This window comes from Xenorhabdus anantnagensis, from assembly GCF_028598555.1.
Lineage (GTDB): Bacteria > Pseudomonadota > Gammaproteobacteria > Enterobacterales > Enterobacteriaceae > Xenorhabdus > Xenorhabdus anantnagensis.
On record NZ_JAQRFN010000016.1, the window covers coordinates 75783 to 89337 of the forward strand.

The following is a 13555-nucleotide window of genomic DNA, read 5'->3' on the forward strand; positions in this document are numbered from 1 at the left end:
CAGCAAGAAAAACGATTATGGAAAAAAAATATCTGCATATTGCCGCAGGCATCATTAAAAATAGCAATGATGAAATTTTTATCACTCAGCGCAGTGCTGATTCGCATATGGGCGGCTTTTGGGAGTTCCCCGGAGGAAAACTTGAGCAGGGAGAAACATCTGAACAAGCATTGATTAGAGAATTAAAGGAAGAGGTTGGGATCACGGTAACTCACTGTGAATTAATCGATACCATCACACATGATTTTCCTGATAGAAGTATTACTCTTGACTTTTTTTTGGTTGATGAATGGAAAGATGAGCCATTTGGTAAAGAAGGGCAACCTTCCCGTTGGGTTTTGCAATCAAAACTAATTGCTGATGAATTTCCTCCAGCCAATCGCGGTGTTGTTGATTTTTTAACCAAAAATGGTTGTCATTAAAGAATTTTTATTCCCCACTCCGCCGTAATCAACGGCGGAGCACCAGATTTTGGCTATTACGTTCTTAATCCTCGCCCTGATTCAATTAGATACCAAGCCAGGAAATAGAATCCAATAATAAATAGGCTCAACATACCTAATGTCATCGCTAAAGAAACATCCATAATACCGAGAAAACCATAGCGGAAACCACTGACCATATAGACGATTGGGTTAAGTTTTGACACCGCCTGCCAAAAAGTTGGCAATAAGGTAAGGGAGTAAAATACGCCTCCCAGATAAGTCAATGGAGTCAGAACAAATGTTGGGATAATGCTAATATCATCGAATGTTTTCGCAAAAATAGCATTCAACAGCCCCGCCAACGAAAATAGGATCGCCGTTGCCAGCAAAGTGATTACCACCATTCCCCATGAATGTATCTGTAACGGTACGAATAACAGGGAAACTAATGTCACCAGAATACCAACGCACACCCCACGGGCCACTCCGCCTCCAACAAACCCAGCAATGATGATATGGGTTGGAACCGGAGCGACCAACACTTCTTCAATGCTGCGCTGGAACTTAGCGCCAAAGAAAGATGAAGAAACGTTAGAGTAAGAGTTGGTAATTACTGACATCATTATCAGCCCAGGCACAATAAACTGCATATAGCCAAATCCCCCCATTTCACCAATGCGGGAACCCACCAGATTGCCAAATATAACGAAATAAAGGGACATAGTGATTACAGGCGGTAGTAATGTCTGTACCCAAATACGACCAAAACGGGTGATCTCTTTAATCCAAATGGTTTTCAGAGCCACCCAATACAGTTGGATCATTATCTATCCCCTTGATTATTATTGGTTAATCCAACAAACAGCTCTTCCAGACGGTTCGCTTTGTTACGCATGCTGCTGATTTGTATACCCTGTGTACTTAGCTGGGAGAAAATATCATTCAAGCCCTGCCCACGTTTTACGTCTACTTCTAACGTTGCTGCATCAACCAGACGGTAGTCGTAACCTTCAACAATAGGTATTGTTCCTTTCGGCGCTAAATCGAACAAGAATGTTTCACATTCAAGCTGGCTGAGCAAATCTTTCATCGTCGTATTTTCTACCAACTCACCGTGCTGGATAATGCCAATGTTACGGCACAACATTTCAGCTTCTTCAAGATAATGAGTCGTCAAAATGATCGTGGTTCCCTGCGCATTCAATTCTCTCAAAAACTCCCACATAGATCGGCGCAGTTCGATGTCTACTCCCGCTGTGGGTTCATCAAGAATCAACAATTTTGGCTGGTGCATTAAAGCACGAGCAATCATTAAACGCCGTTTCATACCACCCGACAAACGAATTGCTCGTTCGTTGCGTTTTTCCCATAAATCCAATTGAGTAAGATAGGTTTCAGCTCTTTCCTGCGCTACATTGCGCGGAACGCCATAATACCCTGCCTGATTCAATACAATCTGAATCACCGTCTCAAATTGATTGAAATTAAATTCCTGTGGGACAAGACCAAGCTGCCGTTTGGCATTGACGAGAGCAGTATCAATATCGTAGCCAAAGACTTTGACCTTACCGCTACTTTTATTAACCAAGGAGCTGATAATACCTATCGTCGTGGATTTTCCTGCCCCATTTGGCCCTAAAAGCGCGTAGAAATCGCCTACTTCTACACGCAAATCAATCCCCCGCAGTGCTTTCACTCCACCCTCATAGACTTTCGTGAGCTGCGTCAATTCCAATGCGTAAGCCATAAGTAAAAAATACCTTTATTATTCGCTATTTCTGAGTGCAAGATAGGAATTATGCCATTATTTTTCCCCTATTTCTTAGCAATGATAGGGGCCAAATAAAAAACATTTCTTCAATTAAATATTAAATTCTCAATTAATGTTGTATATGATTCTATCTCAAAAATGTTGCCAGGCTATTCGTTATGATGAGAAAAATTGAAGAGCTGTTTGCTAGGAACAAGCAGTGGTCAAAGTCCGTAAATGAAGAGAATCCGCTTTTTTTCAAGGAATTATCAAAAGCGCAAAAACCTCATTTTCTGTGGATAGGCTGTTCTGATAGCCGTGTACCTGCCGAAAAGTTGATTGATGCCGCACCCGGCGATCTTTTTGTTCATCGAAATGTCGCTAACCTTGTTATTCATACCGATTTAAACTGTTTATCTGTTGTACAGTATGCCGTTGATGTTTTGCAAGTTGAACACATCATCATTTGTGGTCACTACGGTTGTGGTGGTATTGAAGCAGCCGTAGATGGTACTGAATTAGGTTTAATCAATAACTGGCTGCTCCACATCCGTGATTTATGGTACAAGCACAGTTCCATGCTTGGTGAGTTACCTCCTAGCGATAGACTGAATCGTTTGTGTGAACTGAATGTAATTGAGCAGGTTTATAATCTCGGACACTCGACCATTATGCAATCTGCATGGAAACGCGGACAGAAAGTGATGATCCACGGTTGGGTTTATGGTTTGAAGGATGGAGAGTTGCATGATTTGGATATCACAGCTGACAGCCGTGAAAAATTGGAACTCAATTACCGTCAGGCTATTTCTAAGTTATCTCAAGCAAACTAACCCATTGATTATAAAAACAAATGGCAGCAAAAAGCTGCCATTTACTCATGGTATGGATTATTTCTGCTTACCGCAAAAATTAATCTTCCAGTAGAGTGACATGTCCAATATAAGGCAAATGGCGATAATGCTGTGCATAATCAATGCCGTAACCGACAACAAATTTATCTTCAATTGAATAACCAATCCACTCAACTGGAACGTCGACTTCACGACGAGATGGTTTGTTCAGTAAAGTACAAATCGCCAGTGAATTAGGTTCACGCAGCCCCAGAATCTCGCGGATTTTGTTCAGTGTATTGCCTGAGTCGATGATATCTTCAACGATCAACACATCTTTACCACGAATGTCTTCGTCCAGATCCTTGAGAATTTTCACATCGCGGGTAGAACTCATCTCATTGCCATAGCTGGATGCAGTCATAAAATCCACTTCATGAGGAACCTGAACTTCACGACATAGATCCGCCATAAAGATAAATGATCCTTTCAACAGGCCAACCAACACCAATTCACGATTGCTATTACGATAATGTTCTGTTATCTGTTGCCCCAACTCAGCAATACGTTGCTTAACCTCCTGCTCGGAGATCATCACTTCTACAATATGTTTCTTCATTAAGATAGCCATTTGTTTTTTAATAACAAATTCATGTTTGGTTATGTGATGATTTTTTAAAACTGATACACCGATTGATATACAGTTCGCTGCACAAATACGCACACATAAGAAAACATGAGAGCAAAATATTTTGCAGAGTATACCAGAACCCATCATTTGCGGTAAAAGAAGAAGCGGGGCTTAGACTAATGACTGAAACGGTATCTGAATTCCTTATCCAGAATTCAGGTTACTTAATGATTCCTGTTTTAATCTTTTGGCATTAGGCTCACTTTCATAATCAGTACCATAATCAATCAATAATTCTTCGTCTTTTTGTATAGACGTATTTGTAATGTAAAAACGATATGGTCATGATACTAATTTATTGATAGTGATGAATGTTTAAATAATATCCTATGATCCGGTCATGTATTTCTATGGATTTTGAAAAAGACAACGTTTTGCGGGCCAGTCTTGCTAAATGTTGACGAAGATTCAGATTATGTCTCTCTATGCGTTGTGTATAACGCTTACTGACCACATGCAGTTTCCCCGCCAGTGTTTTTTCATCGCTTCTCCAGCCATCGGTCATGTAGATCACAATGTTGAAGGGAGCCAGAAGCGCCATCAGACGCATCAATGTCTTCTTTGTTCTTGGGCCAAAAACGTGGGCGATCACTTTCCGTCTGATCCGGCCGTCAGCATAAAAGAGCCAACGGGGCTGATTCTTTGACTTCACATACGACTACTGTTCATCCATTTCGCAACAGACAATCACTTCAGTGCCGGAAGCAATGGCTTCTGTGACCGATTTGGGTCTGAGCTTAATGAGATGGCCGCCCTCACCCTAGCGACGGTATATTAACAGGGTGATTATCTCTGATAGAGGCTACCATTATGAACACCATCGCACTTATTGGCATCGATCTCGGCAAACATTCTTTCCATGTATATTGCCAGAATCAGTCGGGGAAAGCCCTTCTACGTAGAAAATTCACCCGAACCAAATTGATGGAATTCTTAGCCAACTGCTCTTCGGCAACAGTTGTCATGGAGGGCTGTGCTGGCGCACATTTCATGGCAAGGAGGATTGCTGATTTGGGGAATGAGGCTAAACTGATTTCGCCGCAGTTTGTCCGTCCCATCGTCAAAAGTAACAAGAATGATTTTATTGACGCCGAAGCCATCTGTGAAGCGGCCTCACGGCCCTCAATGCGTTTTGTTCAGCCCAGAACGGGAACCCAACAAGCGATGAGAGCACTGCATTGTGTCAGAGAATCACTCATCAAAGATAAGGTAAAGACCACTAACCAAATGCACGCCTTTTTGCTGGAGTTTGGCATCAGTATGCCCAAGGGGATCGCCGTTATAAAACGTCTCTCTACTGTTCTGGCTGAACATATCCTTCCACCTTATCTAGTGCAGGTATTACAACGGTTACAAACGCATTATCACTACCTGATTGAGCAAATTACCGAGATTGAAACCGCCCTGTCACAGGAAGTCACTCAGGATAATACCGGCCAACGACTGATGACTATTCCCGGCATCGGTCCCATCACAGCGAGTGTGCTTTCATCACAACTGGGCGATGGTAAACAATGCGTCCGGAGCCGGGATTTTGCGGCGTCGACAGGTTTGGTTCCTCGCCAATATAGCACCGGAGGAAAACATACCTTGCTGGGTATTAGCCAACCATTCATCAAAAATGAGTGTTGCAAAAAGGAGGGCGACCATAGATTTTAAAGTGCGGACAACGGCATTGATGCTGATATGTAGCGCCCGGGCAGTATCACGAATGCCGGCGTTGTTCATGGTCAGATCAACAACTTGTTCTTTGATACCCGCTTGGCACGCGCGGTAGGCGTATTCAAGTTGAAAGGTTCGGTTGCAGGAGAAACAGCGATAGCGTTGGTGACCGGCTTCCCCTTTACCCCATTTTTTTACGCGTTCAGTTTGCTGACAAAATCGACATTTCACTTCAACCGTCGCCATCTAATTTCTCCGAAAAATTAGAGATTATACGCAACAATCAACGGGTTGGATGCATAACTCTTTTTGTGTATTAATATGTTTTTTTTGAATTTTGCATTGATATTATCGCTTCTCATGTATAAGGTTCGCCACCAGAGATGGGCTAATTATTCTTTATTGGGAGGGAGAGAGATGCGCTTTGTTAACACGAGCCGTTTAGAGCCACAAGGAAATATTCTCGGTCCGATATGCTTGAGATCAGTTCAAGAAAATAGGAGCGTGTTGGATTTTGTCAGTAGTAACGCTAAGGATTTGCAAACATTGCTCTGGGAGGAAGGGGCAATTTTGTTGAGAAATTTTGGTTCATCCAGCTCTGACCATTTCTCGAAGTTGTCCGCAATTTTGTTCGATAGCCCACTTAATTATGTCTACCGTTCAACACCTAGGCGTTTATTGAGTGAGAATGTGTTTACTGCGACAGATTACCCTAATTCTCTTCATATCGATCAGCACTCAGAAAATGCTTACCAACGTGATTGGCCAATGGTTTTAGGCTTTTGCTGTATTACCAGCCCCACGACTGGGGGACAAACTCCCATTGCTGATTTGAGCAAGATAACGCAAAGTCTGGGAGAAGATTTAATCAGCGAATTTGAAGAAAGAAAAGTTCGCTATGTTCGGCATTATCGACCTTTTGTTGATTTGTCATGGCAAACTGTTTTTCAGACAGAAAATCCTGAAGACGTGGGGATATTTTGCAAGGAAAATGATATTGAATATCAATGGATAGATAGCCAAACATTACGTACCTGGCAGGTATGTCAGGGCGTTGCATCCCATCCGATACATCATGAAAAGCTGTTCTTTAATCAGTGCCATATGTTTCATATTACTGGTGCAGGGGAACAATCGGCTAAGGCGCTTGAGCAAGCTTTTGGGCGTGATAAAGTCCCTCGTCATTCTCTGTTTGGCGATGGTTCTGAAATCCCAATGAAGACGATGAATTTCATTCGAGAAACATTAGCTGCGAATCGTTATTGTTTTGATTGGCAAGTCGGTGACATTCTGTTGTTGGATAATATGCGTTATACCCACGGAAGAACTCCTTACACAGGAGTGCGAAAGATAGCCGTCAGTATGATGAAGCCTTACTCATCTATGATTATCTAAGTTAGGATAATTATTTAATATTCTTTCTTTGGGTGAATCATGATGACTCTTTATTATGAAGAGAAGAGTATGCGCTATGCTAAAAAAAATATTTTTACTAAATACCTGCGCCTTATTTTAATGGCTTCGGGGTTATCTTTAGTCAGCGCGGCAGCTACTTTGTATTTGTTGCATAATATTAATGCTCTTGTCAGTAAGAATTATTCTGTCGAAAGCAATAATATATTCATCAATGGGATGCTGGCTATGCTGGTCCTCTTTGCTGCCTCAGGATTGATGCAGTATTTTATGGCTCGTCTCGGAGCCGGGGGCTTATCTGATTTACGACGGATGCTTTCAGGTCAGGTGCTTTTTTTGAGTTATATGGAGTTTATAAATAAACGAAAGATAATTTTTAATGCGCTGATGGGGGATATTGCAAGAATAGCGCCGCTGTTTATGCTGGGACCTCAATTTATTTACAATGCTATTCTTTTTATTTCTTGCTGTAGCTATCTGGTTTATGTGTCACCATTAATGTTTCTGGTCTTTGCTATCGGATTAGTCCTGCAATTTATAAACTCTTTTTTCACCTTCAAGTGGACTCGCCACTACTCGGAAAAAATGAGAAGCAGCGAAGATGATATTTACAATAGCTTTTCGGCGATTAGTGACGGAAAAAAGGAAATGTTGCTGAACGTCGTAAGAAGAGAATCATTCACAAAGCGAACGCTACTACCCAATATCAGTAAAGCTGAGAAATTGACGAACAAAGTCTATTTATATTGGGGGATGAATGGCACATGGGGAATGATTGTTTTTTATACTTTTTTGTTTTTGGTTGCCTACTTTGGCATGGATATATTTCATTTGACAGATAAAACAGTAATGAGTTTTGTTATTGGTTCTTTCTTTATCATTGGTCCTTTTACTTTTCTTATGAACACCGGTTCTCCAGTGATCCTCGGGCTGACAAGTATATATCGTTTGAAAAGTATGGGGTTGCTTAACCAACGTATTGAAGATTTATCCACTCTCGCTGAAAGTCGTCCCCCTTCAGAGCCGCTCGATAGGTGCAGTTTAAATAATTGGCAGAAAATCAGTCTTGAAAATGTTGTTTATCACTACGTTGATAATAATGAAAAAGAAGTTCTATTAGGGCCTTACCACCTTGAAATAAATCAAGGGGAAATTGTCTTCATTGTTGGCGGTAATGGTAGCGGGAAAACAACGCTCTTACTGTTGCTCACTTCACTGCTGAAACCTGCATCGGGCCATATTACTATTGATGGTGTAGATATCTCAGAAGCCACTGAATCCTATAAATCTTTATTTGCCGGGGTGTTTAATGAGTCCTATTTGTTTGAGCATGTTATTGATGCTCAAGGGCAGGCCGCATCTGAGAGTTTAGTGAATGATATATTAAATAAACTTGGCCTGAGTAATACGATTTACTACCAGAACGGCATGCTTTCTTCACTCGAACTGTCAACCGGGCAACGAAATCGAGTGGCACTATTGCAGTCGTATCTCGATGACCGAAGTATTTACTTCTTTGACGAATGGGCTGCTGCTCAAGATCCGGAATTTAAATGCCATTTCTATAAAAAACTACTCCCTGAACTGAAAGCGAAAGGAAAAACGGTTATCGCTATTAGTCATGACGAGCAATATTTTTGTTGCGCCGATCGGTTAATAAAGTTGTGTGATGGTAAAGAAGCATAGCCTGTAGTTTTCATTAAAATTAAATGATGAATATTCACTATTAACATTAACTGGTGGGAATGCTAATGTCGATTAAATATGCTTACCATTCTGAAGATTATGGCGTGCAGTCTTTGCCTGCTGTAATTATTGGTGGAACAACCTTAGCAATATATTGTGCACAACAATGGTTACGTTCCGGGCAGACCCTATCCGCAGTTGTCAGTGTGGATCATGTATTTAGAGAATGGGCTGAAGAACAAGGGATTTATTGCCTGGATGATGTGGCCGTGTTAGAACAATATTGCCAGAATCATTCTATTGCGCATCTTTTTTCCATCGTGAATCCACATATTCTTTCGCCTGAGCTTATTGAGAAGGTGAAAGGAGCCTGCTTTAACTACCATGATAGCCCCTTGCCTCGTTATGCCGGGCAAAACGCGACTGGCTGGGCATTGCTTAATCAAGAACAGGATTATGCCGTGAGCTGGCATTTACTCGTCGCCGGCGTTGATCGGGGAGATATTGTTGTTCAAATCCCATTGACCATTGCTGCTGATGAAACGGCATTTAGCCTCAACTTGAAATGCTACCAAGCCGCCAGGCAAGGATTTGATCAGCTACTGGCGTCACTAAAGCAACAGACTCTCGTTGCCCTCCCGCAAGCGGTGGCCGAGCGCAGCTTTTATGCCGGTTACCGCCGGCCGCTGGGTGGTGGGGTAGTGCGTTGGGATAATACGGCAGCCGAGCTTTCAGCATTAATCAGAGCGTTAGATTACGGTGAATATTACGTAGCCTCTTTAGATATCCCTAAAATTTTGCTGGCAGATGGCACCGTATTGCTGGCGACCAAACTCAATGTATTACCCGAACCTAGTGTCCAGACCGCAGGCACGCTACTGGCAATCGGTAAAAACGAACTGACGATTGCGACCGCAGATTTCGATGTGCGTATCAGTGGATTAAAGCCATTAGAAGCTAATCAACCGGCTAGAGCAGAAATTGAGTGTGATTTTTCTCAGTTGCACATTGGGGACATTTTACCTGTCATTACTGATAGCCAGCAGCAGTGCTTAACGGAATGGCATGAAAATGCGGCTCGGCATGATGCTTTCTGGTCTCAGCGCTTGCTCAGTTTTAGCCCATTGGCGCTATCCGCTTACATGGAGAGCACGGAGAGCGCTGGAGCGACGACATCCTGGCTGTATACACCCTGGCAATGCTGGCCGACAGCAGATGGAAAAGATACGCTGTTACTGGCTTTTCTTCTGGTACTGAGCCGGATCACGGATCGGGTCGATTTGCAGCTAGGTTGGTCGAAAGCCACTTCAGCTTCCCCGCTTACTGGAATAATGAGTGAAAGTGTCCCTTTCCATCTGTTGATGGATGAGGAGCGAACCGTCGCTGAAATGCTCACCTCTCTTTCTAAAGAAAAACAGCAAATCAGTACATTACCGGCTTATGCCAAAACCCTGCCTTGGCGTTATCCCGAGCTCCGTTCGTTGCAGCCCGCCCCCACAGGGCAATGCTGGCCGATCTTGATTGCAGAAGGAGAGAGCGAGGCGGTTGCCCAGCAACTCACTTTGCACCGTAAACCTGACGAGAATAGTTTTCGTTTAGGGTATAACCCAGATAGCCTGAGCGGCATTCAAATAGAGCGTATTTTGAGTTACTTGGACATGTTGGGGAGCCAGTTAAGCCAAGATCTTGCACAGCAACGCTGTGTCGACTTAGTGATGCTGCCACCGAGTGAGCAAGATTATCTTATCAATGGACTGAATCCATCCCTGCACCACCGGCAGTATCAAGGGACTTTGGCCGACAAAATAAGCGACATTGCCCGCGCGGCTCCTGAAACAACCGCCTTGTTTTTCGACAATCTTCAAGTGAGTTACCAGCATTATGATGAGCAGGCTGCACGCTGGGCCAGCCATCTGTCGGCATGTGGGATAAAGTCCGGTGATGTAATTGCTTTTTGTACGAAAAAAAAACCGGCTCTGTTTTTCGGCATGCTGGCGGCCTGGAAATTAGGCGCTATTTATCTTCCTCTTGATCCTGATTATCCCGCAGAGCGTCTGGTGCTTATTTTGCAGGATGCTTCCCCAACTCTGGTATTGGTTGATGAGAATGGAGAAAAGGTCTTGTCGGGCGTACTGCCAACAGGGCTAATGATGCAGCGCCTTGATACTCAACAACCGGGTAAATTCGCCGCCGATGTTCTGATAAGCAGTGACCTGGAACGGTTGCAACAAACGGCGTATATCATCTACACCTCAGGCTCGACAGGCATACCGAAAGGCGTGCGGGTATCCCATGCTAACTTGTGCAGCTTGATAGATGAACAGGGTTCATTACTTCAGGTAAATAGCCAGAGCCGGGTACTACAATTTGCATCTTTGAGCTTTGATGCCAGCATTTGGGAAATGGCAATGGCGTTCGGCTATGGTGGTACGTTGTACTGCCCTACAGCGCACCAGCGTTTGGACGAGCGCGCTTTACTGGCGTTCTTCGACACGCACCAGATCACGCACGCAACGCTTCCCCCTGCTTTGCTCAATCAGAGCAAAGAGTTATGTCAGGGCCTGAAGGGCGTCGTCTTGACGCTGGCGGGTGAGGCTCCGGGCATTGAGTTGTTCCATCAGTTAAGCCAACGTAACACCGTCATTAATGGTTATGGTCCGACGGAAGGAACCGTCTGTAATGCGGCGTGGCGCTGCCCTGAAAATTATACCGGGGATATTGCCCCCATTGGGCGAGCACTCGGCAACAGCAAACTCTATTTGTTAGACGCCCAGCAACGCCTTGTTCCTTTTGGCAGTATTGGCGAACTTTACATTGGTGGAGAAGCGGTCGCACAGGGATACCTTAATCGCAGTGAACTGAATGCAGAAAGATTTATACCAAACCCTTTTCAGCCTGATTCAGCGCAGCGTCTGTATCGTACGGGGGATCTGGTACGTTATCTGCCTGATGGGGAGCTGTTGTTTGTTGGACGGCAGGATCATCAAGTTAAAATTAATGGATTCCGTATTGAAACGGGTGATATTGAAGCCGTTATCAAACAGCAGGGGATCTCCGAATGCACGGTGATCGTCCGTGATAGCCAGCATCACACTAAGCGCTTAGTCGCTTATTTGGTGACTGGAGATAACACCGAGTACGACATTAACGCCCTACGCCAGGCACTAGAGAAAGTGCTGCCCGCCTTTATGGTACCTGCCGCATTTGTCATCCTGAACAGCCTACCACTGACAGTAAATGGCAAAATCGATCGTAAGGCCTTGCCTGAACCCAACCATCAAGCGTTCTCCAGAGAGTTGTATAAAGCTCCTCAGGGCGAGCGTGAACACGTCATTGCCACACTGTGGGCGGAATTTTTACAGGTTAAACAGCCTGGCCGGTGGGATAACTTTTTTGCGCTAGGCGGTGATTCATTACTGGCCATGAAATTGATTGGTTGCCTAAGAGAGTTGGGATGGCAGACGGGTGTTGAGCAATTGTTCCAGTCTCCACAGTTGCATAGGTTTGCCTCTAGCTTGCAGCTTGTTCAGCAGGTCACAGATTCTGCATCAATGATCCCGGAAAACACTTCGCGTATCACGCCTGAAATGTTGCCTTTGCTGCAGATCAATCAGCAGTCTATTGATGCAATTTGCGCCCAATTTGGCGCTGATGTCAGCAATATTCAGGATATTTATCCACTCTCACCGTTACAAGAAGGACTCTATTTTCACCACGTGATGGCTGAGCGCGGCGATCCTTATCTGTTAGTCACTATTATGGCATTCCCTGAACGAGAGACGTTGCAACGGTATCTGGCTGCTCTACAACAAGTGATTGAACGGCATGATATTTTGCGTACGGCGTTTATTCATGGACCAGAAATAGCTCATCCTGTTCAGGTTGTCATGCGTCGTCTCTCGCTCCCTGTCACCTGGCTGGAACTCGACAGCCATGAAGGGGATGTTTACGCCCAACTGCGTGAACGCTATGACCCGCGTCATACGTCGTTACCTCTGGACAAAGCGCCTTTACTGCAAGTTGTCGCGGTAGAAGATCGGCCAAATGAGCGCTGGCTGCTGTTACACCAACTTCATCATCTGGTGGGTGACCATAGTACACTGGAGATTATTTATCGCGAGTTAAATAGCTTAATGGTTCAGCCGGACATTACCCTTCCGTCCGCTCTGGCGTTTCGTACCTTGATTGAGCGAACTCGCCAGAATGAAAGTCTGCTACGCCAGCGTGAGTTTTTCTCTAAGCAGCTGGGTGATATTACGGAGCCTTGCCTGCCTTATGCTCTCAACCCGTTGATGACCCAAGGGGAGAGAATCGAAGAGTTAAAACAGATCATTACGCCTGATTTGAACAATCGCCTACGTCAACAGGCAAGGCAAAGGAAGGTGAGCCTGGCGAGTATTTTTCATCTGGCATGGGCTCGAGTGCTCTCAGTAATTAGCGGCCAATCGCAAGTGGTATTTGGCAGCGTATTTTTTGGTCGAGCCTACAGTGAAGGTAATAGTCAGGCGCTTGGCATGTACATTAATACGTTGCCAGCGCGTGTTGACGTTGATGCGCGCGCTGTTGATGCCGCGCTACAACATATGCATCAGCAGCTAGCTGAGTTGTTGGCTTACGAGCAAGCGTCGCTGATTACGGCTCAACAGGCCAGTGGAATAGCGCCGCCTGCCGCGTTATTTGGCGCATTACTCAACTATCGACATAACTCCAGCACAGCAATTTATACGCAACCGCTGGTAGATTTCCCTGAAGTCTCCTTGATTGATTTCAATGAAACCACCAGTTACCCACTGGTCCTTTCAGTTGAAGACTATGGCGATCAAACGGGGCTCACGTTACAGGCTGTTGCCTCACTGAATGCTGAACAAATACTGGCGTATACCCAGCTAACATTAACCTCGCTGGTGGAGGCGTTGGAACAAGCACCGCAAATGCCTCTGCAACAACTCCCCGTTTTACCTGCTACAGCGCTTCACGCCCTGACTGAACAACGCAACCTGCCGCTGTGGGTAGCGCCTGTCGAGCTCTGTGTGCATCAGCAATTTGAGCAGCAGGCCGCGCTGTATCCGCAGGCGATAGCGCTGACTTATGGCGA

At 44.6% G+C, this 13555-nt stretch carries 8 protein-coding genes and 3 pseudogenes; 6 read left to right on the forward strand and 5 right to left on the reverse strand.

The features are described 5' to 3' along the window. Window positions 1-17: 17 nt before the first annotated feature. The gene (gene mutT / locus PSI14_RS13040) at window positions 18-422 is read left to right on the forward strand and encodes an 8-oxo-dGTP diphosphatase MutT (protein ID WP_273576300.1); all 405 of its coding nucleotides are present in this window, start codon (window positions 18-20) and stop codon (window positions 420-422) included. Window positions 423-478: 56 nt separating this feature from the next. On the opposite strand, the gene PSI14_RS13045 is transcribed toward mutT, so the two are convergent. Beyond that, window positions 479-1249 carry an ABC transporter permease gene (locus PSI14_RS13045; protein ID WP_273576301.1) on the reverse strand — a complete coding sequence of 257 codons (771 nt, stop codon included), beginning with the start codon at window positions 1247-1249 and terminating at the stop codon, window positions 479-481. Then, window positions 1249-2172, reverse strand: a complete 924-nt coding sequence (locus PSI14_RS13050; RefSeq protein ID WP_273576302.1) for an ABC transporter ATP-binding protein — start codon at window positions 2170-2172, stop codon at window positions 1249-1251. Before PSI14_RS13050 ends, PSI14_RS13045 begins: the two co-directional genes overlap by 1 nt. A 182-nt stretch (window positions 2173-2354) precedes the next feature. Between PSI14_RS13050 and can the strand changes: the two genes are divergently transcribed. Beyond that, window positions 2355-3008 carry a carbonate dehydratase gene (gene can / locus PSI14_RS13055; protein WP_273576303.1) on the forward strand — a complete coding sequence of 218 codons (654 nt, stop codon included), beginning with the start codon at window positions 2355-2357 and terminating at the stop codon, window positions 3006-3008. A 79-nt stretch (window positions 3009-3087) separates the two neighbouring features. Here can and hpt read toward each other — a convergent pair whose 3' ends face one another. Both hpt and PSI14_RS13065 read right to left on the reverse strand, forming a co-directional pair. Further along, complete coding sequence (gene hpt / locus PSI14_RS13060; RefSeq protein ID WP_273576304.1) at window positions 3088-3627, reverse strand: hypoxanthine phosphoribosyltransferase; 540 nt, start codon at window positions 3625-3627, stop codon at window positions 3088-3090. 367 nt (window positions 3628-3994) lie between these two features. Beyond that, a pseudogene (locus PSI14_RS13065) lies at window positions 3995-4447 on the reverse strand (IS1 family transposase); the annotation flags it as partial. A gap of 62 nt (window positions 4448-4509) precedes the next feature. Between PSI14_RS13065 and PSI14_RS13070 the strand changes: the two are divergent. After that, a pseudogene (locus PSI14_RS13070) lies at window positions 4510-5322 on the forward strand (IS110 family RNA-guided transposase); the annotation flags it as partial. Here the strand turns inward: PSI14_RS13070 and PSI14_RS13075 are convergent. Then, window positions 5314-5607 (reverse strand): annotated as a pseudogene (locus tag PSI14_RS13075) (IS1-like element transposase); the annotation flags it as partial. The pseudogenes PSI14_RS13070 and PSI14_RS13075 sit on opposite strands and share 9 nt — an antisense overlap. A gap of 171 nt (window positions 5608-5778) precedes the next feature. On the opposite strand from PSI14_RS13075, the gene PSI14_RS13080 reads away from it, so the two are divergent. From PSI14_RS13080 to PSI14_RS13090, 3 genes are all read left to right on the forward strand, one after another. Further along, window positions 5779-6756, forward strand: coding sequence for a TauD/TfdA family dioxygenase (locus tag PSI14_RS13080; RefSeq protein WP_273576305.1), 978 nt, complete (start codon window positions 5779-5781; stop codon window positions 6754-6756). A 39-nt stretch (window positions 6757-6795) separates the two neighbouring features. Next, window positions 6796-8460 carry an ATP-binding cassette domain-containing protein gene (locus PSI14_RS13085; RefSeq protein WP_273576306.1) on the forward strand — a complete coding sequence of 555 codons (1665 nt, stop codon included), beginning with the start codon at window positions 6796-6798 and terminating at the stop codon, window positions 8458-8460. A 65-nt stretch (window positions 8461-8525) separates the two neighbouring features. Next, window positions 8526-13555, forward strand: a 5030-nt coding sequence (locus PSI14_RS13090; RefSeq protein WP_273576307.1) for a non-ribosomal peptide synthetase, incomplete at its 3' end; no start/stop codon positions are given.

What these genes read in the sequence shown, in the direction of transcription:
- mutT (WP_273576300.1), top strand. Translation starts at nt 18, where the DNA reads ATGGAAAAAAAATATCTGCATATTGCCGCAGGCATCATTAAAAATAGC.
- PSI14_RS13045 (WP_273576301.1), bottom strand. Translation starts at nt 1,249, where the DNA reads ATGATCCAACTGTATTGGGTGGCTCTGAAAACCATTTGGATTAAAGAG.
- PSI14_RS13050 (WP_273576302.1), bottom strand. Translation starts at nt 2,172, where the DNA reads ATGGCTTACGCATTGGAATTGACGCAGCTCACGAAAGTCTATGAGGGT.
- can (WP_273576303.1), top strand. Translation starts at nt 2,355, where the DNA reads ATGATGAGAAAAATTGAAGAGCTGTTTGCTAGGAACAAGCAGTGGTCA.
- hpt (WP_273576304.1), bottom strand. Translation starts at nt 3,627, where the DNA reads ATGAAGAAACATATTGTAGAAGTGATGATCTCCGAGCAGGAGGTTAAG.
- PSI14_RS13080 (WP_273576305.1), top strand. Translation starts at nt 5,779, where the DNA reads ATGCGCTTTGTTAACACGAGCCGTTTAGAGCCACAAGGAAATATTCTC.
- PSI14_RS13085 (WP_273576306.1), top strand. Translation starts at nt 6,796, where the DNA reads ATGATGACTCTTTATTATGAAGAGAAGAGTATGCGCTATGCTAAAAAA.